Genomic DNA, 24,992 nt, shown 5'->3' with positions numbered 1-24,992 from the left:
CGTTACTACTGAATATCCAGTTCAAAGCCCTGTGGCGTAGACGCTGCGGTGACCGTCACTTGGCTAATCGGTTGCTGTGTACTTAGGCGCGCGATGCATTCTTCTGCGAGCTTCGGCATCAAAGAGCGGTTAATGATTTGCTCAACCGCGCGACCACCTGTCGTAGGGTCGGTGTTTTTGCTGACAACCAAATCCACAAAACCTGCATCCCACGTAAAGCTCGCTTGATACTGTTCTGCCAGCTTTTTGCGAATGCGATTTAGCGCGATTTCGGTGATCTTCGCCAACTCATCATCGTTGAGTGGGTAATAAGGCACGATGGTAGTACGTCCAAGGAACGCAGGTTTGAAGTAGCGTTGTAGATCGGGACGAATCGCTTCAAGCAGTTCATCGTTGCTGATCCGTTCGGCGTTTTCATCACACACATCGCAAATCGCTTGGTCAGCGGCGTTAGAAGTCATGATGATTAAGGTGTTTTTGAAATCTACCGTGCGACCTTCACTGTCTTTGATGTGTCCTTTATCGAAGATTTGATAGAAGAGGTCATGGACGCCCGGATGCGCTTTTTCCATCTCATCCAAAAGCAAGACAGAGTAGGGATTGCGGCGAATCGCCTCGGTTAACACGCCACCTTCACCAAAGCCAACATAGCCGGCAGGCGAGCCAAGTAACATTGAGATTTTGTGTTCTTCTTTAAACTCGGTCATGTTGATAACCGTGAGATCATTGCTGCCTCCGTAAAGTTGCTCGGCGAGCGCCATGGCGGTTTCCGTTTTACCGACACCACTTGGACCGCACATCAAGAACACACCGATGGGCTTGCGATTATCTGTTAAGCCAGCGCGTGAGATTCGAATCGCTTTTGCCAGTTCTTGCTTCGCCACGTTTTGACCGATAACGCGTTTATCCAGCTCTGATTCTAGTGACAATAGGCGAGCTATTTCATCACTCATCATGCTGCCGACAGGAATGCCTGTCCAACCGGAAATGACTTGAGCGATGGTCGCGTCATCCACCATCGCATTAACTAACGGTTCTTCACCTTGAAGCTCGTGCAATTGGTCGAGAAGGGCATTCAACTGGCTTTGCTGAGTATCGTCCGGCGTTTCACTTTCTGTGATGCTTTGTTGAAGCGCTTTAATCTCATCAACCAATGTAATCTCTTGTTCCCAACGCGTTTGGTAGTCCGCTAATTGAGATTGATTGGTGGTGATTTCTTGCTTCAATTCGGCGATCTCTTCTGCGCCTGTGCCAAACAAATCAAACTCTTTCTCTAAGGCAGATTGCTCGTTCTGTTGATAACGAATGGTTTGCTCCAATGCTTCAATCACTTCTGGTTTTGCACCTTGGGTTAATGCAATACGCGCACTAGCGGTATCGAGCAAGCTGATCGCTTTATCTGGCAATTGGCGAGAAGGTAAGTAGCGAATAGATAGGTTAACCGCGGCATCAATCGCGGATTCTGTAATAAACGCGCCGTGGTGCTTTTGCAATGAAGCTGCAATGCCTCGCAGCATTTGTTTGGCATCTTCTGCATTTGGCTCTTCTACCGTGACGACTTGGAAACGGCGGGTCAAAGCAGGATCTTTCTCGAAGTACTTTTTGTATTCTGCCCATGTTGTTGCGGCAATGGTTTTGAACTCACCACGTGCAAGGGCGGGTTTCAATAAGTTGGCAGCATCATTTTGTCCTGCTGCACCGCCAGCGCCGATCAGCGTATGTGCTTCATCAATAAATACAATGATTGGCACATCGCTGTTTTTAACTTCATTGATGACGTCTTTAAGGCGGTTTTCAAATTCGCCTTTGACGCTTGCGCCTGCTTGTAAAAGCCCCAAATCAAGCGAATGGAGTTGAACACCTTGCAGAGCACTTGGCACTTCATCTGCTGCGATTCTCAGCGCTAAGCCTTCAACGACAGCGGTTTTACCCACGCCTGGCTCACCAACGAAAATAGGGTTGTTTTGGCGTTTACGACAAAGAATGTCGATGGCTTTTCTCACTTCAGAATTACGCCCAGAAATCGGGTCGATATTGCCTTCAATTGCTTGTTGAGTCAGGTTGATGGTGTACTTGCTTAATGCGTCGTTCGCGCTTGCGGTGTTTGCGGCTGAACTTGCTTCACCTGTGCTTTGTTGCGTTGCTCGCTTCACTGGCGTTTTGTTGATTAAACCTTGCAGGGACTCGGTCGACACGTTCTGTAGTGATTCGAGATTGTTGCTCGATACGCCCATGATGTTCTGCTGCAACAGCGCTTGAACGAGATGCAAGCTGATGATTTCACCATGTCCATAGTTAACGGAGGCAATCATCCAAGCGTCTTTTAGAAGTTCAGTCAGTGCATGGCTGAGCGTTGGTTGGCTGTCTTGCACTTTTGGTAAGCGCTCGATGCGATTCGCCAGTTCACTCGCAAGTTGATCTTGGTTGATCTTCTGAGTTTCAATCAGAGTTTTTAAGTGCGTGTCTTGCTGATTCAAGAGCGTGAGCAGCCAATGTTCCGGCTCAATGGCTGCAACGCCTTGGTTCATAGCTGCACCCGCAGAAGCTTCCAATGCGCGTTTTAGCTCTGGCGATAACTTGGCGACTAAATTTGTCAGCGTTACTTGTGTCATAACCTTATCCTTGTCTTTTGCGCGATAACCTTCTTTGTCGTCGCGGTGTCTACCTAGCTATTTCAGAAGAATTCGAATCCGTTCTGTAGGTTTACGTTCTGGGGCGAGGCAGTCCACTTCACCCAATTTCGCGGCTTGATCTGGTTGAGCAGACAGCCTTGGTTTTTCGAGATACGCACGCTTAACGTTGAGATAAATAGAAATCGGCGTGGCGTCTCGTAAATAATGTTGAATGAGTTGGCGCATGTGGCTCGCCAACTGAGTATCTCTATGAATTTGATGCAGCTCTTTGCGGTTGGCAGGCTGGATACTAACCACCAAATGTTGGTTGTAAGTCATGCATGTTTTGCCAATGAGGAAGCCTTGCCCGATCCCGCTGTTATAGTCATCTCTCTGTCCTAAACGGGTAAGAGAACTCGCGGGTAACTGACGACGTTCATGGCTTTTAGTCGACACATCGATTTGGTAAGGGAAGTAGTCGTTAAGGATGTGCTCCAACGTTTCTAAGTTACGATGCCCTTGAGCGAACAACAGCGAATACTGGAACAGCGCGCCGTGTTCGTGTTTCAGGTTCGCCAGTTGTTTGAGTAGGTCGGTTTTTTCTTTTGCTAGCTCTTTCTGCACCAAGAGGTGAGGAGCGAGTTCTAGCTGCGCGGCAAGTTCAAAATGGCGTTGATTGAATACGTCTAAAAAGTCCTTGAGTGCGTGATCGTCGTTATGCAGTGCAAACAACAATTCCTCATAGATGTAGTTTGGGATAACCCCTTGTGCGCCAGATAGTGCTTGCTGAGCAATGCGAACCTTGGCGCTGTGGTCACTGAACGAGAAGTATTGAATATCGTCGGCATCACCATGAGGCATGGCTTCCGCTTTAAGCTCTAACTTCAGCTTGTGCCCAGACTGTTTTGCCATTTGCATCAGCAATCGCATTGCTTGAGCAAAGTCATACTCATGTGGGTTCGCTTTTAAATCGTTAATCAGTGACATCGACATCATCTATCTTCCACGCTACATCGAGCGTTGGCTCCCGTGGATTTTTGGGTAACGCCTCGCAATGCCATCTTTGCCATAAAGACGAATTGTGAGCTGAATGTAGCGATCAAAACTACAGAACTGTTGGAAGAAGCGATTCAATACATCGGTGAAAGTCAGATAGTTGCCAGACGTATCGAGAGTGATTTCAATCTCTGTGCCCGGAGAGAAGACGTTCTTGCCTAGAATACGCATTGATGAAACTTGTGAGCGCACTTTTACTGACTGAATCATCTGAATTTCATCGCTTACTAACTGATTGCGGCTACACAATTGCAGCATTTGCTTAAGCTGCTGAGTCGGATCTTCAGAGTGCAGCAAAGACGAGAAGTTACTGTTCAGTAGCCCGATAAATTGCCAGTGCATATTGGCATCAGATTCGCGTTCTATCGGAGCTGAAGGCGGGTAGAGCGAATGAAAATCGCCGGGTAAATCGATCGGCTCTAAACATGTCATCTCACCATTGATGGTGCATGCTTGTTTGCTATTGGTACAAAGAAGGCGAGTGCCATAGAGTTTGTTGAATTCGAGTTCTTGGTTGGCGTTCAGGCTGATCGCCAATCGCAGTTCACCTGTGGAATCTTTTCGGCTTTGCCAGTAATCACAATGTGGGTCGCTTTGGTAACTGTCTTTAAACAGTGGTGTCAGCAGTTTTTGACCGCTCGATGTAATCTCAAACACATCCAAAATGTCGACCACTTGAATTTCATTATCGGTATGGGCATCGGCATTAACGGGAATGGTCAGGCTGCGTTGGTCATAGCTGGTTGGTTCGCCTGTTTGTTCGAATAAGTTCACCGCAGGCACCACATTGAGCTTAAAAACTTGGTTATCGAAAAGACGGATAAACTCCATCGGCAAAGAGTGCATGAACAGGTTTAATACCACAGTGGAGCAATCATGTTGCTGACACGCTTCACCAAAGCCTTTAAGACGGAAGAACTGACGTTTCTCTTTGAAGAAGAAAAATTCGTTCATCAAATGGTAGCCAGAAAATTGATTGCCTTTTTGTGGCAGAAACTGAAACTGCTTATCGCTGATTCGGCTCTTTAACTGGCTCGCCGCCAAGACAGCGTGATTCTCACCATTGATGTCCGAAATCGATATCGCTCGCGCTTCACTGAGCAGCAGTTCAACCAAGGAATCCGCATTGTTCTCGAAACCTTGAACGAAGAAGTCGAGATCTTCTAACGCTAATTGATTTAAATGCACATCATCATCGCCAGTAGACAGGGTGAGTTGAATAACGGCGGTAGCTTGTTCACTGCCTTGAGGGCGATTGAAGTCAAAGGGCGCGCTGCTTGCCTTGGTGTCAATCAGTGCAAATGGTGTAGTTTTGAGTTCATCCGTTGTGGTGAACAAACATGTTTTGCCTTGCGATTCGGAAGAAAAGCGTGTGCCTTTTGGAAGGGTCGTGCTGTCAGTGGAAGGCGCATCTGTGCTCATTTCTAGATACGCCACACTTGGTACCGTTTGAATGTAACTTGGGTAGAGTACGCCAAGTAATCCTTCGACAACTTCAGGGATTTGCTCAGATAGACGTTTTTCAACGTTGGCATTCAGTAGTGCCACGCCATCCAATAAGCGAGCCAAACTTGGGTCTTCGATTTGTCCCTGATGAATATTGAGGCGTTGTGCGTGTTCTGGATGTTCAGAACCAAATTGACCGAGGGCACGGCGAACAAAAGTCAGTTCTTGCTCGTAATAACGCAGTAGAGGATCACTCATACAAATCCTCCTTCATATCGGTGGTCATGTCGCTTAATGAAATCTTGGAATCAAAAATCAGCTCTTTTTCGCCCTGTGCCGTTTTGGCTTTGGCGACGATATTGAAAGCGATGGTGTTTTCTCCCGCTTTACGTTCAACAAGTTCAACCATGACTTGGCTAAGACGAGGCTCGAAATGTCGAATGTAGTTTTCTAGTTTGAGGGCTAATTGCTGGTGGTCGAGACTGGCACTCAACAGGTGCACATCCTCGATGCCAAAACGGTAGTTAGAGCGCTGCACTTCGGTTAACCGATCGTCAATGCTCATCAGTGACGCCTCCGAATCGAACAGACGAGTCAGGTGATACTTGATGTCCTCGATATCATCTCGACGAGTCGTAGGGGCTGTTTGCACAAAGGTACGCCAAAAACTCATTACGCCACCTCATCCAATTCTGTTGTCAGCACCACTTCGCCACTGAAATGGTCGTATTGATACTGCGGGACGATACGCAATGTACAGACGAAATTGCCCGGATGATGGTCAGAGTCGCACACGCTGATCTTTGCAAAACTCAATGGGTATTTTGATAGGGTTTCTTCATTGGCGTACGCAACGTTACTAGAGAATTTTTCAACCCATTGGGAGAGGAACAACTCACACTCAGCAGCTGTTTTGAAGCTACCGATCATTTCGCGTACTTGTACTTTGAGATAATGTGCAATACGGCAAGACATCAACGAGGTTTGGATTTGAGTGAGGACTTTCTCGTTATCAGACTCGCTGTTGTGCCAAATCGAATTGTTACCATTGAAGTAAAACTTATCGCTCAAAGGGCTCTTAGTAAGAGGGATAAAACCACTTCGACTGTAGAAGGTCGACAGTTGCCCAAACAAGGTCACTTTGGTTTGTGGTTGAATCAGAAAATGGCTATCGCTTTGGCTTTGATTGACCACGGCACCTTGGTTGTTGTCGTTCCAACGAGATTTCAAGAAGCCAAACCAACTCACCCGTTGATGCTCTCGCATAATGGTGGATACAAACGCAAAGCCCGCATTGCCCCAAAGTCCGTTTTGTTTCTCATTGTAGATGAATCCCACTTTGGCGTTTTGATAACGTGTACGCATACACATTTCTGGCATCACTAAACCGACAAAACGCGCAGAGGACTTACTGCGTAAAGACTGCCACGATTGGTAATCAGGGCTGGCAAGGATCTTTTCGATTCGGTTGATATCAGACAGCCAATCAGCACCAGATTCGACAAAGAAATCGCGATTAGGAGCAAATAGCATTGGGCATAACGTGGCTTCTCCCAAGCGGCTTAACAGTTCGACGGTGAACAGATCATCGTAGTCAGATTCGAAATTCATATCTGCTGCTACTGGCTGTGTGAATAACAAGCAACCGAATGGATGTCCGCCCAAGGTGTTTAACTCTTGGTTGCCGATCTTGTTGTATAACTCGGACGTTTTGGTGCTGTAGGCTTGATTGACGTCGGAAGACACTTCTTCCCAACTCATATTGAGTAGCTTGAGTTGAGTGCGTTGGTAGTTTACGGGTAGGGTGGCTAAGCCTTGAAGCCCTAGCCAATTGGTTTGCAGTGCCTCAAATTCTGGATGATGCAGTAATGTATCCATCTGTTTCGAGAGCTTATTGTCAATCTCTGCAATTAGGCGCGAAATATGAGTAATAAGCGCATCGGGATGGTCTAGCGCGGAGCGAGACACTTGAGACAGTAAAGAGAGCGCCTCTTGTAAAAAGTCGCTGTCTTTATCGTCTAGCTGTGTAAATTGGGTCTGCCAACCTGAGTGATAAATCTTACTCATACTATCCTTGTGACCTAAATCGAATTGGCTTGGTCGAAGCATCCTACTTCGACCAAGCTTTATCATGCGTATACCAATCGTAGTAAATAACTGGTCATTCTAGCTGGTTATAACACTCGATAACTTCGTTTAAAATTTTGGCTGTAGAATAACTACTTACCGAAAATTTTAGCCTTGTTCTCAAGCGTTATTCCTGCGCTAACTCTGACCACTTACTTACTGTGATCGGTATTAACCTGGGATCTTCGCTACCATGCGAACCGACGTAGTCAGTTCTTCAAGTTGTAGCCAAGGTCTTAGGTGAGCAACGGCTGAATACGCGCCCGGTTTACCCGGTTGTTCAACCACTTCAATGCGAGACTCCGCCAATGGTGTTTTCGCTCGTTGATCATTACCAATTGCACCTGCGTTGGTGTATTGATCGATCCACAGTTGAAGTTCACGTTGAATGTCTGGCGCTTCTAGGTTTGAACCTAGCTTGTCGCGACCCATGACTTTCAAGTAGTGAGCGATGCGACCACTTGCCATGATGTAAGGAAGACGCGCGGAAATTGCAGCGTTTGCTGTTGCATCTGGATCTGTGTACGTCTTCGGTTGCTGTGTTGTTTGACCGCCAATGAACACGCCGTAGTTTGAGTTCTTGTAGTGAACCAGTGGTAAGAAGCCTAGGTCACTTAACTCTTTCTCGCGTTCGTCGGTTAGGTTCACTTCTGTTGGACATTGCTGAACCAAGTCGCCAGCTTCGGTCTTGTAAGTTAGATTTGGTAGGTTTTCTACTTTACCACCGTTATCCAGACCGCGAATCGCTGTACACCAACCGTACGCAGTGAACGCTTGCGTCATTTTCAGACCTAACTCGTAAGCGGCATTTGACCAAACCAGCTCATCATTGCTTGACGGATTCGGGTTGCCATCTTGGTCAGTGTTTAACTCTTCGTAGCTAAACAGTTTGGTGCCAAGACCTTTCTCACCGTAAGGAAGGCGAGCTAGTGTGCGAGGTAGTGTTAGAGTTACGTAGCGCGCGTCGTCACTTTCACGGAACGAGTTCCATGCTGCATAAGCTGGAGAATCAAAACCAGCCGCGACAGGTTTGCCTTCTTCGAAGGTAGTGAAGTCATTGAACTCAAACATTTCTGCGTTTGCTGCGGCAATGAACGGAGCGTGACACGCAGCGGCTACTTCACCCATGTAGCGTAGTAGGGCGACGTCTTCATCTTTTGCGCTGAACTCGTAATCACCGATGAAGGTGCCGTATGGTTCACCACCTGCTGTGCCGTATTCGCCTTGGTATACCGCGTTAAACAGTGGGCTACGGTCGATGGCAGGCGCATCTTCAAACTGATCAAGCAGCTCGTCTTTGGTGTAGTCGACCATTTTGATTTTCAGTGAACGTCCTAGGTCGCTCTCTTTAACCAGTTTTTGCAGACCACGCCATGAACCTTCTAGCTTTTGGAAGTCATTTTCTTGCATGACTTTCGATAGCTGTTTAGAAAGCTTTTTGTCGATCTCTACGATGGCGTTTTCAATCGTTTTAGTGACGTTCTTGTCCCAGGTTACTGTGCCGCTTAGCGCTTGCTCTGCCAACACTGAGAACAGTTCTTTCGTCGTGTCCGCTGGCGTTTGTGTGGTCGCTTCGATTGCACGATCCAGAAAGCTCAACGAAGCTTCAGCCGCTTCTGCTTGTGGTTGGTTTTCAACTTCCGTCGTCATTATTCTGCTCCTTCTTTCTGGATGCCTAGCTCATCGGAAAGGGCGTTGATAGTGTCTGCACTTTGCAGAACTTCCTTGAGTAGCTTCTCTAGATCACGAGAACGGTCCGCTTTTGAAAGCAGTACTTTTAGTTGGTTACGAGTCTCAACAAGCTTCTTGAGCGGTTCAACTTGCTCAACGATGGCTTCAGGCTCGAAATCTTTCATTGATGAAAACTTCAGACTCGCTTCGATTTGGCTGTTGTCATTAACTAAAACGTTGTCCACTTTGAGTGATAATTCAGGACCAACGCGTTTCATGACAGTGTCGAAGTTGTCTTTATCGACGTTATAGAAGGTGCGATCTTCCACGTCTTCTTTGTCTTGCTTGTGACCGGAGTAATCACCGACAACTCCCACCACAAAAGGGAGTTCTTTGGTTTCTACTGCGCCATTCGTCTCGACATCGTAAGTAATACTTACACGGTTTTTGCTCACTCGCTTGTGTTGGGAGTTCAGTGCCATAATGGTATCTCCTTATTCCATTAAGAAGCTGTCGAAGTAACTTTCGCTGTCGTCGCATCAAAGCCCACTTCAGGACCTTTCTCGATTTTGCCGCCTTCGCCTTCGATGTAGTACGCTTTCGAAATCTCGGTGTAAGTGAGGCTGAATGATTCATTTGGTAGGTGACCATCCGACGCGCCCATGTTGTAGCTCGACATACGCGCAGCACTTAGTGTCAGGATTAGGTATGGATCTGCACCAGAACCTTCACGGTTTGGCTTAGTCATCACGATTTCGATGGTTTTGCCTTCACCACCTGGCGCGTAAAGGAAAGTCGTTAAGTATGGCGTTGCACCATCACAGCCCCGAGAGATGTTCACTTCACCTAGCGCGACCATGCCTTGGTCTGCGTTGTTCGCGTTACCGACGTCAATGCCAACGCCACGAACGGCACTCCAGTTCACTGTATCAATAGCAAAAAATCCATCCTTGCCACCGATCTTTTCTACCGTTGCAGCACCTTTTGGTGTGGTGCCATCAATTCTCATGTAAATAGAAGCCATTGGGTTCTCCTTTGCTTTTTAGCATTTTTTGCTTCACCACTCGAAATCGGTAATACCGCTCGACGATTGAGTAGTTTTTACTTCTGGTTGGTTGGTTGTATTTGGAGTGTCGCTTTGCTCTGACGTTGTTGTTTCAATTGACGTTGCACTTTGAGACTCCTCATTAGAGGCAGTTTGAACCTCAGTCGCAGGTGGTACGGTCGGAACCGACTCTGGCACTGATTGTGGTTCAGGAATTCTCTTCAGAATGGTTTGTTCTAAATTGTCCATTCCTGTGAGTTGATTGATATGGTCGAGCACTTGGTTGTTGCCACCAGTCATTTCTTGGAGTAGTTCTGGTAAGCTCAGATAACCCCAACGAATTGCGCGCTCTAGCAAGAACGGAACAGGGCTGTGTGGCTCGGTTTGTTTGAAGTAGTCGGCGAGCTTTCTAAGTTCATGAAAGGCGTGGTCGCGATTTTGTACTTGAGCATCGATGCTAACGGAAGGCGTTTGGATAAGGGGTTGAGTCTGTGTGGTCGAAGTGGGGGGCAAAGAATCGATTTGCTGAGTAGAAGACGTCTGGCTTGTTTCTTTACTCGCTTGACCCGTTGTTTGAGCAACTGATTCCAATATATTATCAGTCGGCTCTACAGCGCTTACGTTTGGTAGTTCTAATTCAGCGGCTTGTTGTTCATCTTTTAACAGCCTAAATTTTTCGTCTAACGGCCACTTGGAAAAATTATCTTCGGTGAGGTAACGAATCGCATTTATCAGTTCAGCGATGTTTTCTTTGATGAATTTGAAACTTACTGGCGTAGCGTTAATTGGTTGGCAATGCTTCGCGATGGCTTGTTCTATAGCATCAAGATTCTGATACGTTTGTGCCAGATCCATTAAGATGTCTTGCGTGTCTGCGCTGAAAAGGTTTTGCGCTTTAGTTTTGATTTCGCCAAGCGAACCGTTGCGCTCTGCACGTAGGTAATCGGCAAAAGTGATGTCATCAATCAAGCCGATTAACTGCAAAGGCATATACAGGGCAGTGGTATCATGAGTTTCGCCAACAAGCTGTAGCAAAGGCTTCATACGGAACTCAGCACGTTCTCTCGCTATGCCAGACTCTTCAGCGCTTTTTAGTTTGTCTTCAGGAAGGAATGGATTGAGCGAGTCCCAAAACTGCTCCACGGTGCTTAGAAGAACTTGCGTTGCGTCGGCAAGATTTCGATAGGGTGCGTCGGTGAACAACTGACTGGTGATATACCAACCTAGTAACTCCAAGTCTTTGCTTGACTGGGTGAGAGCGTGAAATGTCGCGGTACGCAGTTGCGTCCAGTTTTCATCATTACTCTCAAGTAAGGATTCATCACTGGATGCTTCGGGCGTTTCCACCAACTGGCGAAATGACGATTGCGCCGCATTGTAACTGTTTCTCAGTGCTCGATAGGCACTTCTATCGAGTTTTAGATAGACGCCACTCGGCGATCCATCTGTGATCGGTGCCAAAAGACTATCAATATCAACCATATTCAATCCATGAATTATTGTTTTATTAAGCCAGAGATAATTCCGTTCCTCTGGTTTCATAGTTTGTAAACTTCAGTCTAGTGAGGATTTTCCTAAATAGCCGATAAAAATTAACTATTTAATAAAAACTAAGATGTCGATCCAAAAAATTGGTCGGAGGAATACACCTATCAATATAATGTCCTGATTTATAAAGAGGTTTTATCCCCCTATAAGCACTGTGGGCATACCGGCAACAATACTGCCACCATGAGAAGTGGTGTCTCCCATTCGGGCGGCAGGCTTATTGCTTAATAGCACGGTCGTGCTTCCCATCGCGATAGAATCCGGGGTTCCAACGCACACGCAAACGTCACTTACTGTCGCGGCCGGTAAGCTACCGATCAACACAGTAGGTGCCCCGGGACCGGTGACCGGACCTCCCACATGGGGGATCGGTGGCGTTGCAGGTGTCTGCATTGGGCAAACATGCATGTCAGTGATACGAGCAGCAGGTAATGTCATCGTACTTCTCCTTGTACTGCAGTTTGTGATTGGCTATCTGAAGTGCCTTGACCGCCTGCAGCGATATCCAAAGCCATGGCGATTGCGGCTTGATAGTAAGGTTTCGTCTTGTCCCATTCAGGAAGGGCGGCTGCGTGATTGATCGCTCCCGCAGTCGCTTTGGCATACAAAAATGGATCAGGCATGACGGGTGGAATATCTGGTGCAACGATGCTGCCCGAACCATTCCAAAATACCGCTTGAGCAAGCCAAGATGGGCCGCAATTCAGTTCCAATCGATGAGAGAGATGTTCGGCTTTGCGGCGCAATTCTTCGGAGGGTGAACGCACCCAAGCCATACACGTTTCGACACTTTGTTTTTGAAGGGGTGACCATTCCTCATTGCGTTGATTTAAACACAACGCTCCCCACCAGATTGCCTCCCGGACGGGTAGAGCGTGCGTCAAAAACTGAACGAGATCGTTGTAGAGCTCTTTGTCTGTGAGTGATTGAATTGCATCGTTGATGCTGGTTTCTTCGTTGAGTAGCGCTTTAGCCTCGTCACTGGCTTTGAATCTCGGTAGTATTTGCTCTGCCGTTTGGTATGGAATCTTCTTATATTTCATTAGTTAACCTTTACAATTGCGCCTTTTACTTCACCCATTACACCGCCATCAAATGTCGCTTTGAGACCCGATTTGAACTCGGCACTCAAAGAGCCTTCAGCAGAAAGCGTGGTGTCCGCTTTGATGGAAATACTCAAGCCAGAAATATTGTTTGAACTGGTTGCTTCAAGAGCGGTCGTGGTGCCAGAAACTTTGTTGGCCGAAGTGGCTTTGCTGGTGACATTGGTCCCTTCCAAATTCAGTGCGCTGCTCGCTTTGATGTCGATATTGGTTGCTTCAATGGCAATGGATGATGAGGACAGGGTTATTTTGCTTGAGCCAACTTTGAGCTCGATAGAATCGTCAGCTTCAATCGAAATCGACTTGGCTTTTTCGCTAAGTGCTTTGGTTACGTTCAGCGAGTAGTTGTCTTCTGTCGACACTGATACCGCTTTGGTGACCGTCTGGCTAAATTCGCCCTTGATGGTTTCGGTTTGGTTGTTTTCAACTTCTTGCGTCAGGTCTTTGGCTGCATGAAGGTACAGCAGTTCATTGTCTTTTTTATCATCGAAGTAGAGCTCGTTACTCTGTCCAGAAAGTTGAGTTTTGATGCCAGACTTTGTTGTATTGGCTTCGGCATAAGGCGGGGCATTTTTGCTGTTGTAAACGCTGCCCGTGATGATAGGTCTATCTGGATCGCCATCGATGAAAGAGACCAGCACTTCTTGTCCGGCACGCGGCACAAATTGAGCACCGTAACCACTTCCCGCAAGCATCTGTGCAACACGAACATAGCAACTGGTTTTGTCACCGCTTGCGTCTGTATCCCATTGGAACTGAATACGCACACGACCTTGTTCGTCCTGATTAATATCACCCGCGGTTGAGCCGGCAACGACTGCGCTTTGTAAGCCCTGAACCACTTGTTTTGAGCGAGGTTGAGGGTAGTGAGGAGTATCTTTTGGGATCACTTTCAGTCTGGTGCTGCTCTGTGCATTTTCAGTGTATTCCACTTCCATGCTAATGACCGAAAAGTCACCAAGTTGATCTTTGTCTAGATGGCTTGAGAGCGAGAAGTAAGTACCGAGCTCGAAGAGATCATGTTTTGCGCTGGCAATGACACTTTGGTAATCCTGCTCAACATACTCGATTCGACGTTTGGCAAGATTGCTTGAGAGATCCGTCATATCACCGCTGATGCCTAAAGTTGGGTAACGCGTGTTGGCGAGTTTAGTGTTGTTGGCAATGGTATTACTGGAGGTTTTACTGCCGCTGGAGATGAGTTTTGTCTGCGAATAATCGTAGCTTGATAGCTTGACACTCGCGCCATGAAAAGCAACGGTAGGGCACCAATCTTCAAGCAAAGGAAGTGAGCCTGTCGGCGTTTCCTTCATATCAAATTTTGCAGTGCTGGCTTTATCAAATGGAGTTTGAGCATCTTGCAAAATCATAGTGTGTGAACCACTCGCATGCTCAAAATAATAATGGACGCCTTCTTCAGCGAGCAGGCGAGAAACGAAGTCAAAATCCGATTCGTTATATTGCAAACAATATTCACGCTTGGTCGAAGGCATGCTGGATATTTTATAGTTACCTTTGAAACCTGCGTTATCGAAAATATCACTGACAATTTCTTGTGTGGATTGATTTTGATAAACCCGGAACGAATGTGTGTGTTTTAATAACCAAAACCAAGGTTTAAGCGTTATTTCGTATTGGTGATTCTGCAAATTAGAATCCATTCCTAAATGTTGGATCAATGTCACAACTCCATTGTAGGAACGATTGAGTGTATTGCTGCCAGATTCGTTGAAATAACGGTTTATAGTAAGGAACTGACCTAGTTGATCTTGCATGTCAAAGCCACTGGATACCAGCATCGCTTTGATTTCAAAGGGCTCTGACAAGGCTTGCTTTATTGTTGCATTACTTATGATATGTTCTTGATTACTTGAGTCTTTTGCAGACATCAAACTAGCCGAACTGCTGTATTTATCAGCCATTGCATATCCTTATGCTTGAACTTTTCAATAATAAAAATTTGAAATATAAATACTATTATTAATCAAATTACTCAAAAAATAGCAGTATTAGATCTTATTCGCTATTCGATTTATTAAAAGAAAAGGAGTTCTTTATGGCGAGTCAAAATGCAAAAAAGATGGCGAAAGAATTTTTGCAAAATGTAGAAAAGGACAGTAAGTCATATCACAAAAGTTGGGCGAGAAAGTTCGGTAATAAATACCAATCTGCCAAGAACTGGGTAAAACGTGACAAGAAAATGGTCGCGATGGATATTGCGCAAAAAGGGGTAAGGACTGGTATCGGGATGATTCCATTTCCCGGCTCGAAAGAGGGGGCAGCTCTGTTGGAAGTCGCAGGTGGCGCAGCGTTAAAAGCCGCTTCTCGCAAAGCGTGGGAAGAGGGTTCAAAGAAAGGCGTTAAATCTCTTCTTAACAAAAAAATTGAATCTGCTCGCAAGCAACTTAAAACCAACTCGGTAGGAAAAGTCGATCACGAGTTCTTGGCGCTTTCTGCGCGTAAGCGTGATGAACACATTCATGCGATTCGTAAACTCGTGAAGTACGAGGTGAAGCTGTTACCAAAGCGTTCTGATGAGCTCAGTTTGCGTTTATTTAAGCTTAAAGAGGCGATCAATGAATCCCGTGTGAAACTCAACAAAACCACCATGTCTTCCACATCGGCTATCGATAACATGCAAGCTTGGACGGAGTTCTTTTCTGCTATCAAAGAGGTGGAGCACTACCAAGCGAAATTGCGTGAAAGCCTGATTCAAGTGCAAGAAATCACCAAGGATGTGGAGTGGTTCTTGGCGGCTTCTGAAGCGACTACTGATCAGATGAATGCACAAAACTTACCGCAGCTGGAAGAGGCGTTTGACCAGATCCGCCGCAGTTACGGCAACATCAATTCGCTGAAACAACTGCAAGATATGATGTTGGAGAGAAACCTCGTTGAATCCGGTTTGTTGGATGAAAAAGACTTAACCTACAAGCTGGTCAACTAGGCAAATCTGACCGTTCGTTAGCAAATTAAACCCAAGTAGGGAGCTGTTGTGCTCCCTAATTCTTTTTACTTGCTGAATTTAATGAGTTTTTATTGTCGACAATCACGATCTAATCTTATTAATTAACCTATTTATCCGTTCAAAAATCACTCAATAACACTATACCTTAGTCTAAATTGTCGACAATTTGCTTGATTGTCGACAATCTGATCGTCTATTTTATATTCAAGTTAACAAATTGTTGACACTTTGATTTCTAAATACGAGTGCCTTAAATATGAATACAGAATTGAAAACTCGTCATAAAGTGATTGTCTCTGAAAAAGAGCACACTAAATCTGAATCGCTGACCGAATCGTTAGTGGAAGCGATTGTGAGTGGTGAAATTGAACCGGGTAGTAAAATCTCAGAGCCTGAATTAGCCAAGAAATATCAAGTGAGTAGAGGTCCTTTACGTGAAGCCATGATGCGCCTTGAAGGACTTGGTTTGATTGAGCGCATTCCGCATGTTGGTGCTCGTGTTATCACTTTCTCTCCAGAAAAACTCATCGAATTGTATTCCGTCCGCGAAGCATTAGAGGGCATGGCGGCAAGGCTAGCGGCTCGCTATATCACTCAAGAAGAGTTGCTCAGTTTGGAAATGCTATTGTCGACACATTCCAAACATATCGACGAAGTTGAAGGATCGTCTTACTTCCACCAGCATGGTGACTTCGACTTCCACTATCGAATCATTCAAGCGAGCCGAAACAGCAAGCTTATCTCTTTGCTTTGCGATGAGCTGTATCACTTGTTGCGCATGTATCGTTACCAATCACCACGTGCGCAATCCCGCCCTAACGAAGCACTCAACGAACACAAATTCATTCTGCAAGCGATTCGCAACCGTGATGAAGAGCTGGCAGAAATGCTGATGAGAAGGCACATCTCAGGCAGCCGAAAACTTATCGAATTACAGATTTCAGATTCCAAAACTTTACCCAAAATAATTGGAGTTGCGGCGCGGCAACAAGACAATTCAGCCCTATGAGCATAGGTGCGCTATGTAATTTTGGCGGCCGGCGATCCGGTGAATTGGCGCAGTTAACAAAGCTGCAGCTTCAAGTATGAAGGGTAAAACAAGACTAGAAGGAAATTGTCATGAGCTTATCTCCGGGGGCGAAGTTCAGACTCGCCATTGAGCAAAACAATCCGCTGCAGATCGTCGGCACCATTAACCCATACTGCGCCATGATGGCGAAAAACTTGGGTCACCAAGCTATCTATTTGTCGGGTGGCGGCATCGCCAATGCATCTTACGGTTTACCAGATCTTGGCATTACGACATTGAACGATGTTTTGGTGGATGTGGACCGCATCACCAACGCGTGTGATTTGCCGTTATTGGTTGATATCGATACCGGTTTTGGGGGGGCTTTTAACATTGCACGCACTATCAAAGCGATGGAAAAAGCGGGTGCGGCGGCAGTGCACATGGAAGACCAAGTGGCGCAGAAGCGTTGTGGTCATCGCCCAAACAAAGCGATTGTTAGCCAACAAGAAATGGTCGACCGAGTGAAAGCGGCGGTGGATGCACGTACTGACGAGAGCTTTGTCATTATGGCTCGCACTGATGCGTTGGCGGTGGAAGGCATGGACAGTGCGATTGAACGTGCGATTGCATGTGTGGAAGCTGGCGCAGACATGATCTTCCCAGAAGCCATGAATCAGCTAGACCAATATCAGCAGTTCTCGGCAGCGCTTGAAGACGCGACAGGGAAGCACGTTCCAATTCTTGCCAACATTACTGAATTTGGACAAACGCCGTTATACGGCTGTGAAGAGCTAGCCCAATCCAAAGTGGACATGGTTTTGTACCCATTGAGTGCATTCCGTGCGATGAACAAAGCGGCTGAGATGGTTTACAAACACTTGCTTGAAGTTGGCAACCAAGAAGCGTTGCTTGATTCAATGCAGACACGAAAAGAGCTGTATGAGCACCTTAATTACCACGACTACGAGAATAAGTTAGACAAGCTGTTTTCGGAGGGTAAATAAGGTCAACAAAGAAACAAACGGAAGCCCAAGAAAAAGATAGATAAACGGAATCTCTAATCCAATAACGTGAAAATTGTCTGATTCAAAAGAGCCCATTAAGAGAGCCAAGTCAGACAGAAAAGGAGTTCAACAATGCCTCATTCTGTAGAAAAGAAAGCTGAGATAGGTGGCGCAGGTCTACGCGGTCAAAGCGCTGGAAGCACAGCTTTATGCACTGTCGGTAAAACGGGGACGGGTCTAACGTATCGTGGTTACGATATTACGGACTTGGCAAATCATGCTCAATTTGAAGAAGTCGCGCATTTGCTGTTACGCGGTCACTTACCTAATCAACAAGAGCTAGACGCCTACAAGACACATCTATTGAGCTTGCGTGGCTTACCAGCGGAGCTTAAGCAAGCGTTAGAGCTGATTCCTGCTGATGCTCATCCGATGGATGTCATGCGCACAGGTTGCTCTATGCTGGGTAACTTAGAGCAAGAAATGGACTTTGAGCAACAGCTCCATGCTACTGAGCGAATGCTGGCGCTTTTCCCTGCGATCATCTGTTACTGGTATCGCTTCAGCCACGATGGCGTACGAATCAAAACACACGATAACAGCGAAGACTGCATCGGCGGCTACTTCCTGAAACTGCTTACTGATAAAGCACCAAGCGAAACGCACAAAAAGGTGATGCACTGTTCTTTGATTCTTTATGCAGAGCATGAGTTTAATGCCTCAACATTTGCGGCGCGCGTGTGTGCTTCTACGCTTTCTGATCTTCATTCTTGTATTACGGCTGCTATCGGTACGTTGCGTGGTCCACTTCATGGCGGTGCAAACGAAGCGGCGATGGAGATGATTCAAGATTGGCAAACGCCAGATGAAGCAGAAGCCAACATTCTGCAGATGCTAGAGAACAAAGACAAAATCATGGGCTTTGGTCATGCGATCTATCGTGAAAGTGACCCTCGTAATGCACTGATCAAGCGTTGGTCAGAAGCGTTATCGAATGAGGTGGGTGACACACATCTTTACGCGGTTTCTGAGCGTGTGGAATCCGTAATGAAGCGCGAGAAAGGTCTGTTCTGTAATGCTGACTTCTTCCATGCTTCGGCTTACCACTTCATGGATATTCCAACCAAATTGTTTACGCCAATCTTTGTGATGAGCCGACTGACAGGTTGGGCGGCGCACGTGTATGAACAACGTGCGAACAACCGAATCATTCGCCCAAGTGCGGATTATACCGGACCGGATCATCAAGACTGGGTGCCAATCGAACAACGCTAGCGCGTGACGCCTCTTTGTGAGCTTTGCCTTGATGGCATTCACAAGGGGCGTCTTTTTCACCGCGAATCCATTTCAAAAACAGTATCGCGGTGCGTTCTGGCACAAGATGTACACTAAAGCGGAAGCAAGCCCATGAGCATCACCACAAATATAAATACTCAATATCGTAAGCCGCTCCCGGGAACCCAACTCGATTATTTTGATACCCGAGAAGCTGTTAACGACATTTCTCCAGGAGCCTATGAAAAGCTCCCATACACCTCACGCGTTTTAGCAGAGCAGTTGGTTCGTCGCTGTGACCCAAATACGCTCACTGATAGCTTAAAACAGTTGATTGAACGCAAGCGTGACCTCGATTTTCCTTGGTATCCGGCGCGTGTGGTTTGTCATGACATCCTTGGACAAACCGCATTAGTCGACCTCGCTGGTCTACGTGATGCGATTGCCGAACAAGGCGGTGACCCAGCGAAAGTAAACCCTGTGGTTGAAACGCAATTGATCGTTGACCATTCACTGGCAGTTGAACATGCAGGCTTTGACCCAGAGGCGTTTGAGAAAAACCGCGCTATAGAAGAGCGCAGAAACGAAGACCGATTCCACTTTATCGAGTGGTGTAAAACGGCGTTCGAGAACGTTAGCGTTATTCCTGCAGGTAATGGCATCATGCACCAAATCAACTTGGAGAAGATGTCTCCGGTTGTGCAAGCCAAGCAAGGCATTGCTTACCCAGATACCTGTGTCGGCACAGACAGTCATACACCTCACGTTGATTCTCTTGGCGTGATTGCGATTGGTGTCGGCGGTTTAGAGGCGGAGACGGTTATGCTTGGTCGCCCGTCGATGATGCGTCTACCAGACATTGTTGGCGTAAAGCTTACTGGTAAGCGTCAACCGGGTATTACCGCTACCGATATCGTGTTGGCGATTACCGAGTTCCTGCGCAATGAACGTGTGGTTTCATCCTATCTCGAGTTCTTTGGCGAAGGGGCGCGAGACCTAACCATCGGCGACCGCGCGACCATCTCAAACATGACGCCAGAATACGGCGCAACCGCTGGGATGTTCTACATTGATGAGCAGACCATTAATTACCTCAAACTGACAGGGCGCGATGATCAACAGGTCGACTTGGTTGAGAAGTACGCCAAGCAAACCGGTCTGTGGGCAGATGATTTAGACACTGCCGTTTACGAACGCGTACTTGAGTTTGATTTGTCCCAAGTCGGGCGTAATTTGGCAGGTCCATCTAATCCTCATCGTCGTTTACCTACCTCAGAGCTTGCTGAGCGTGGTGTTTCTGGAGAGTGGCAAGAGAAAGAAGGCGAGCTTCCAGATGGCGCGGTGATCATCGCGGCGATTACTTCTTGTACCAATACCAGTAACCCAAGAAACGTTGTGGCAGCAGGTCTGGTCGCTAAGAAAGCGAATGAGCTTGGATTGGTGCGCAAACCTTGGGTGAAGTCTTCATTTGCTCCGGGTTCTAAAGTTGCTCGACTCTACCTTGAAGAATCTGGCTTACTCCCTGAACTAGAGAAACTTGGTTTTGGTATCGTGGCTTATGCGTGTACAACCTGTAACGGTATGAGTGGTGCACTTGACCCGAAAATCCAACAAGAGATCATCGACCGAGATCTGTATTCAACGGCAGTACTTTCTGGGAATCGCAACTTTGATGGTCGAATTCATCCTTACGCAAAACAAGCATTCTTAGCATCGCCACCTTTGGTCGTTGCTTACGCGTTAGCTGGTACGATTCGTTTTGATATCGAACGTGATTCTTTGGGTACAGATAAAGACGGCAAGCCGGTTTACCTCAATGACTTGTGGCCAACGGATGAAGAAATTGATGCTGTGGTGGGTGAGTACGTTAAGCCAGAGCAATTTAATCAAGTCTACATTCAAATGTTTAAACTGAATGATGAGGCTCGTAACCCGAATCCGCTCTACGATTGGCGTCCGATGAGTACGTATATACGAAGACCTCCCTACTGGCAAAAAGAGGGGGAGGGAGCACTGGCTGGTGAGCGAACTCTGTCTTCAATGCGTCCTCTTGCCGTTTTAGGCGATAACATTACGACCGACCATTTGTCGCCATCAAACGCGATTTTGGCAAGCAGCGCCGCAGGCGAATACCTCGCGAAGATGGGCGTGCCAGAAGAAGACTTTAACTCATACGCGACTCACCGAGGCGATCACTTAACCGCGCAGCGCGCCACTTTCGCTAATCCAAAACTGTTCAACGAAATGGTCAAGGAAAATGGCGAAGTCGTGCAAGGATCGTTAGCGAGAGTCGAACCTGAAGGCAAAGTGACACGTATGTGGGAAGCGATAGAGACTTACATGAATCGCAAGCAGCCGCTTATCGTGGTCGCAGGTGCGGATTATGGTCAAGGATCGTCGCGAGATTGGGCGGCGAAAGGCGTTCGGTTGGCGGGTGTAGAAGCTATTGTCGCTGAAGGGTTTGAGCGTATTCACCGTACCAACTTAGTTGGAATGGGCGTACTTCCTCTGCAATTTAAAGATGGCGTGAACCGAAAGACGCTCGAATTAGATGGCACTGAACTTTATGACGTTATCGGCGATATCACTCCAGGTGCGGATTTGGCGTTGGTGATTACCCGAACTAATGGCGACAAGGTTGATGTGCCGGTGACTTGTCGACTAGATACCGAAGATGAAGTTCACGTGTACAAAGCGGGTGGTGTGTTACAGCGCTTTGCTCAAGATTTCCTCTCGCAATAGATAGCGCAATAACGGAGCAAGATATGGATAGCAAGATGCAAAGCCAAATCAAAGTCCCGGCGACTTACATGCGCGGCGGTACGAGCAAAGGAGTGTTCTTCAACCTTGAAGACTTGCCACAGCCAGCGCAAGTCGCAGGTAAGGCAAGAGACAATCTGCTACTTCGTGTGATTGGTAGCCCTGACCCGTACGCCAAACAAATTGATGGCATGGGTGGCGCCACTTCCAGCACCAGTAAAACTGTGATTGTGTCGCGTAGTCAGCGAGTCGATCACGACGTTGATTACCTGTTCGGACAAGTATCGATAGATAAGCCGTTTGTCGATTGGAGTGGTAACTGTGGCAACCTTTCTGCAGCAGTCGGACCTTTCGCCATTCATGCAGGGTTGATCGATGAAGATCGTATTCCCGAAAACGGCATCGTTACTGTTCGCGTATGGCAGGTAAATATTGGAAAAACCATTTTGATTCATGTACCAATCGTTAATGGTTTCGTTCAAGAAACAGGGAAATTTGAGCTTGATGGCGTGACGTTCCCTGCGGCAGAAATCCAAGTTGATTTTGTCGACCCTGCTGATGGCGAAGGCAGCATGTTTCCAACCGGCAATCTAGTCGACGATTTGGTCGTGCCGGATGTTGGGACTTTCAACGCCACCTTCATTAATGCAGGCATACCGACAATCTTCGTAGACGCAGAAGCGCTCGGTTACCAAGGCACTGAGCTTCAAGATGACATCAATAACGATGAATCAGCCCTTGCGAGGTTCGAGTCCATTCGTGCTCATGGCGCGTTAAAAATGGGGCTGATTGATTCGCTCGAAGAGGCTAAAACACGTCAACACACGCCTAAGGTTGCGTTTGTTTCCCAGCCTAAATCTTATTTATCGTCGAGCGGTAAAACCGTAGAGGCAGGTGAGGTCGATATTCTCGTTCGAGCTTTATCTATGGGCAAGCTTCACCACGCCATGATGGGAACCGCAGCGGTCGCCATTGCCTCCGCGGCATGCGTCCCGGGTACGTTGGTGAACCTAGCGGCTGGTGGCGGAGAGAAAGAATCTGTGACGTTTGGGCATCCATCAGGAATGCTTAAGGTGGGGGCAAAAGCCAAACAAACAGAACAAGGTTGGGTGGTTGAGAAAGCCATTATGAGCCGCAGCGCGAGAATACTGATGGAGGGCTGTGTGCGTGTTCCCTCCAATGTCTTTGAATAACACAATTGCATGGTAGTGATACTTATACCAACCACATCAATTATTTGATGATTCTTGCTTGTTAAAACCGCTGATAACTTCGTTAAAGATCTTGTAGGTAGAGCAACTAGCTAGCTGCAATCTTTGCCTTGTTCTAAGCAGTTTTACCTACGCAATCTTCTGAACATCTAATTAATGCGATTGGTATTAAAAAGCAATGTCAGGACATACTGGAGGAAGCAATATGTCTGCATATCAAAAAGAATACCTTTGGGCACAAAATGAACCGGAAAACTTTTGGCGTGCTCAAGCTGAAAACATCGATTGGTTTGAAGCGCCAAATACCATCTTGCAAGCTGACGAACATGGGATTGAACGTTGGTTTCCTGATGGCGTATTGAACACATCATGGCTCGCCTTGGATTATCATTGCGAGCAAGGAAGGGGGGATAAAACCGCACTGATTTATGATTCGCCAGTGATGGGTCAAAAACAAACTTACAGCTATCAAGCTCTGCGCGACCAAGTGGCAAAAATCGCGGGCATGCTTTCTAATCAAGGCGTAACCAAAGGCGATCGTGTGGTCGTCTACATGCCGATGATCCCAGAAGCGGCGATGGCGATGCTGGCTTGTGCTCGATTGGGTGCGATTCACTCGGTGGTGTTTGGCGGTTTTGCCCCGAATGAGCTTGCCGTTCGAATTGAAGATGCGAAACCCAAAGTCATCATGACGGCGTCTTGTGGCATCGAAATTAACAAGGTGATCCCGTACAAACCAATGGTTGATAAAGCCATTATGGACAGCCGTTGGAAGCCTGAGAAAGTCTTTGTTCTTCAACGCCCGCAGTGCGAAGCCGAACTTAACCTTGAACGTGATTTAGATTGGCAGCAAGAATACGCGCAAGCTTTGCCTCATGCGTGTGTCCCTGTGCTAGCGACAGATCCTCTTTATATTCTGTATACCTCTGGCACAACAGGGAAACCAAAAGGCGTGGTGCGTGACAATGGTGGTCATGCCGTGGCGATGAAATATTCGATGACGTCGATTTATAACATCCCCCAAGATGGCGTGTTCTGGGCTGCATCGGATGTAGGATGGGTCGTTGGTCACTCTTATATTGTGTACGCACCGTTGATTCATGGCTGTACAACTATTCTATTTGAAGGCAAACCAGTGAGAACACCGGATCCGGGTGCATTCTGGCGTGTTTGTGACGAATACAAAGTGGATGTGCTTTTTTCCGCGCCAACCGCTTTTCGTGCAATTAAGAAAGAAGACCCAGAAGGCGAGTTCATTAAGCAATACGACTTGTCCAATCTCGACTCTATCTTTATGGCAGGCGAACGCCTTGATCCACCAACGCTAGAATGGGTCGAAAGCAAAGCAGATAAGCCGGTCATTGACCACTGGTGGCAAACGGAGACCGGATGGGCGATCGCGGGCAATCCGACCGGTATCGAGATGATGTCGGTAAAAGCAGGCTCCGCTACCAAGCCGATTCCTGGCTATCAGGTCGAGATTCTGAACGAAATGGGCATGCCAGTGGGCGCAAATCAACAAGGTTTTGTGGCTTTGAAGCGCCCATTACCACCAAGCTGTTTACCAACTGTCTGGCGCAACCACGACCGCTTTGAAACTGGTTATCTAAGTCAATTTCCGGGTTACTACGTATCGGGAGATGGCGGTTACCTAGATGAAGATGGCTACCTGTTTATCATGGGACGAATTGATGACGTAATTAACGTTGCAGGTCACCGTCTATCTACTGGCGAAATGGAAGAAATCGTGGGCGGTCACCCAGCGATTGCGGAATGCGCGGTAGTCGGTATCCATGATGAGTTAAAAGGACAGCTACCACTTGGCTTCGTGGTTCTTAAAGATGGTGTGAAGATTGATGATCTAACGCTAGAGGGTGAGTTGGTGGGTAAAGTGCGCAACGAGATTGGTGCTGTGGCTTGCTTTAAACATGCGCTGGTTGTCGATCGTTTACCAAAGACACGCTCAGGCAAAATTTTGCGAAGAACCATTCGTCAAATAGCCGATGGTGAGCAATACGTGGTGCCATCAACCATTGATGATCCATCCAGTTTAGGCGAAATCGAACGAGTGCTTAAACGTGGCTAGTTAAGTACGATTTTAATTAAGCACGATCTTAGATTAGCTGCGACCAATCGTAAATATCGAAGCCTCTT

At 47.0% G+C, this 24,992-nt stretch carries 19 protein-coding genes; 7 read left to right on the top strand and 12 right to left on the bottom strand.

From position 1 onward, the window contains the following. Positions 1-5: 5 nt before the first annotated feature. The 12 genes from tssH to MHO32_RS16785 form a co-directional block, all read right to left on the bottom strand. Positions 6-2,612: a type VI secretion system ATPase TssH gene (tssH, locus tag MHO32_RS16840; protein WP_239213079.1), complete on the bottom strand. Its 2,607-nt coding sequence runs from the start codon at positions 2,610-2,612 to the stop codon at positions 6-8. A 57-nt stretch (positions 2,613-2,669) separates the two neighbouring features. After that, positions 2,670-3,608 (bottom strand): type VI secretion system baseplate subunit TssG, encoded by a 939-nt coding sequence (locus MHO32_RS16835; RefSeq protein ID WP_239213077.1) that lies wholly within the window; start codon positions 3,606-3,608, stop codon positions 2,670-2,672. A 12-nt stretch (positions 3,609-3,620) separates the two neighbouring features. Next, on the bottom strand, positions 3,621-5,372 hold the full coding sequence (tssF, locus tag MHO32_RS16830; RefSeq protein WP_239213075.1) for a type VI secretion system baseplate subunit TssF: 1,752 nt from the start codon (positions 5,370-5,372) through the stop codon (positions 3,621-3,623). Further along, the gene (gene tssE, locus MHO32_RS16825; RefSeq protein ID WP_005451929.1) at positions 5,365-5,787 is read right to left on the bottom strand and encodes a type VI secretion system baseplate subunit TssE; all 423 of its coding nucleotides are present in this window, start codon (positions 5,785-5,787) and stop codon (positions 5,365-5,367) included. The genes tssF and tssE overlap by 8 nt, the downstream gene beginning before the upstream one ends. Then, a complete protein-coding gene (locus tag MHO32_RS16820) occupies positions 5,787-7,181 on the bottom strand; it encodes a type VI secretion system contractile sheath domain-containing protein (protein ID WP_239213073.1) in 1,395 nt (464 codons plus the stop codon). Before MHO32_RS16820 ends, tssE begins: the two co-directional genes overlap by 1 nt. 231 nt (positions 7,182-7,412) lie before the next feature. Further along, positions 7,413-8,891 (bottom strand): type VI secretion system contractile sheath large subunit, encoded by a 1,479-nt coding sequence (gene tssC, locus MHO32_RS16815; protein WP_005426542.1) that lies wholly within the window; start codon positions 8,889-8,891, stop codon positions 7,413-7,415. Next, on the bottom strand, positions 8,891-9,394 hold the full coding sequence (gene tssB, locus MHO32_RS16810; RefSeq protein ID WP_239213071.1) for a type VI secretion system contractile sheath small subunit: 504 nt from the start codon (positions 9,392-9,394) through the stop codon (positions 8,891-8,893). The genes tssC and tssB overlap by 1 nt, the downstream gene beginning before the upstream one ends. A gap of 20 nt (positions 9,395-9,414) precedes the next feature. Further along, positions 9,415-9,936, bottom strand: a complete 522-nt coding sequence (locus MHO32_RS16805; RefSeq protein WP_005426582.1) for a type VI secretion system tube protein Hcp — start codon at positions 9,934-9,936, stop codon at positions 9,415-9,417. A gap of 33 nt (positions 9,937-9,969) precedes the next feature. Continuing rightward, positions 9,970-11,439 carry a type VI secretion system protein TssA gene (locus MHO32_RS16800; RefSeq protein ID WP_239213068.1) on the bottom strand — a complete coding sequence of 490 codons (1,470 nt, stop codon included), beginning with the start codon at positions 11,437-11,439 and terminating at the stop codon, positions 9,970-9,972. 201 nt (positions 11,440-11,640) lie between these two features. Continuing rightward, positions 11,641-11,943: a PAAR domain-containing protein gene (locus tag MHO32_RS16795; RefSeq protein WP_005426629.1), complete on the bottom strand. Its 303-nt coding sequence runs from the start codon at positions 11,941-11,943 to the stop codon at positions 11,641-11,643. After that, positions 11,940-12,548 (bottom strand): DUF6931 family protein, encoded by a 609-nt coding sequence (locus tag MHO32_RS16790; protein ID WP_239213066.1) that lies wholly within the window; start codon positions 12,546-12,548, stop codon positions 11,940-11,942. Before MHO32_RS16790 ends, MHO32_RS16795 begins: the two co-directional genes overlap by 4 nt. Next, positions 12,548-14,530: a type VI secretion system Vgr family protein gene (locus MHO32_RS16785; protein ID WP_239213064.1), complete on the bottom strand. Its 1,983-nt coding sequence runs from the start codon at positions 14,528-14,530 to the stop codon at positions 12,548-12,550. Before MHO32_RS16785 ends, MHO32_RS16790 begins: the two co-directional genes overlap by 1 nt. Before the next feature lie 134 nt (positions 14,531-14,664). On the opposite strand from MHO32_RS16785, the gene MHO32_RS16780 reads away from it, so the two are divergent. The 7 genes from MHO32_RS16780 to MHO32_RS16750 all read left to right on the top strand — a co-directional run bounded on the left by MHO32_RS16780 (position 14,665) and on the right by MHO32_RS16750 (position 24,924). After that, positions 14,665-15,555 (top strand): hypothetical protein, encoded by an 891-nt coding sequence (locus MHO32_RS16780; protein WP_005426534.1) that lies wholly within the window; start codon positions 14,665-14,667, stop codon positions 15,553-15,555. Positions 15,556-15,832: 277 nt separating this feature from the next. Beyond that, positions 15,833-16,585 carry a GntR family transcriptional regulator gene (locus tag MHO32_RS16775; RefSeq protein ID WP_049536121.1) on the top strand — a complete coding sequence of 251 codons (753 nt, stop codon included), beginning with the start codon at positions 15,833-15,835 and terminating at the stop codon, positions 16,583-16,585. A 110-nt stretch (positions 16,586-16,695) separates the two neighbouring features. Further along, the gene (prpB, locus tag MHO32_RS16770) at positions 16,696-17,592 is read left to right on the top strand and encodes a methylisocitrate lyase (protein ID WP_138942354.1); all 897 of its coding nucleotides are present in this window, start codon (positions 16,696-16,698) and stop codon (positions 17,590-17,592) included. A 132-nt stretch (positions 17,593-17,724) separates the two neighbouring features. Next, entirely contained in the window at positions 17,725-18,867 is a 1,143-nt protein-coding gene (gene prpC, locus MHO32_RS16765) for a bifunctional 2-methylcitrate synthase/citrate synthase (protein WP_009702301.1), read from the top strand. A gap of 132 nt (positions 18,868-18,999) precedes the next feature. Continuing rightward, on the top strand, positions 19,000-21,609 hold the full coding sequence (gene acnD, locus MHO32_RS16760; RefSeq protein ID WP_239213062.1) for a Fe/S-dependent 2-methylisocitrate dehydratase AcnD: 2,610 nt from the start codon (positions 19,000-19,002) through the stop codon (positions 21,607-21,609). Positions 21,610-21,632: 23 nt separating this feature from the next. Continuing rightward, positions 21,633-22,820 (top strand): 2-methylaconitate cis-trans isomerase PrpF, encoded by a 1,188-nt coding sequence (prpF, locus tag MHO32_RS16755; RefSeq protein WP_239213060.1) that lies wholly within the window; start codon positions 21,633-21,635, stop codon positions 22,818-22,820. A 223-nt stretch (positions 22,821-23,043) separates the two neighbouring features. Continuing rightward, on the top strand, positions 23,044-24,924 hold the full coding sequence (locus tag MHO32_RS16750) for a propionyl-CoA synthetase (protein WP_239213058.1): 1,881 nt from the start codon (positions 23,044-23,046) through the stop codon (positions 24,922-24,924). Positions 24,925-24,992: the final 68 nt, after the last annotated feature.

The organism is Vibrio sp. MMH1-50 (assembly GCF_022347645.1).
GTDB classification, from domain to species: domain Bacteria; phylum Pseudomonadota; class Gammaproteobacteria; order Enterobacterales; family Vibrionaceae; genus Vibrio; species Vibrio harveyi.
The sequence above is the reverse complement of the archived record's forward strand: the minus strand, read 5'-3'. Positions and strand labels throughout refer to the sequence as shown.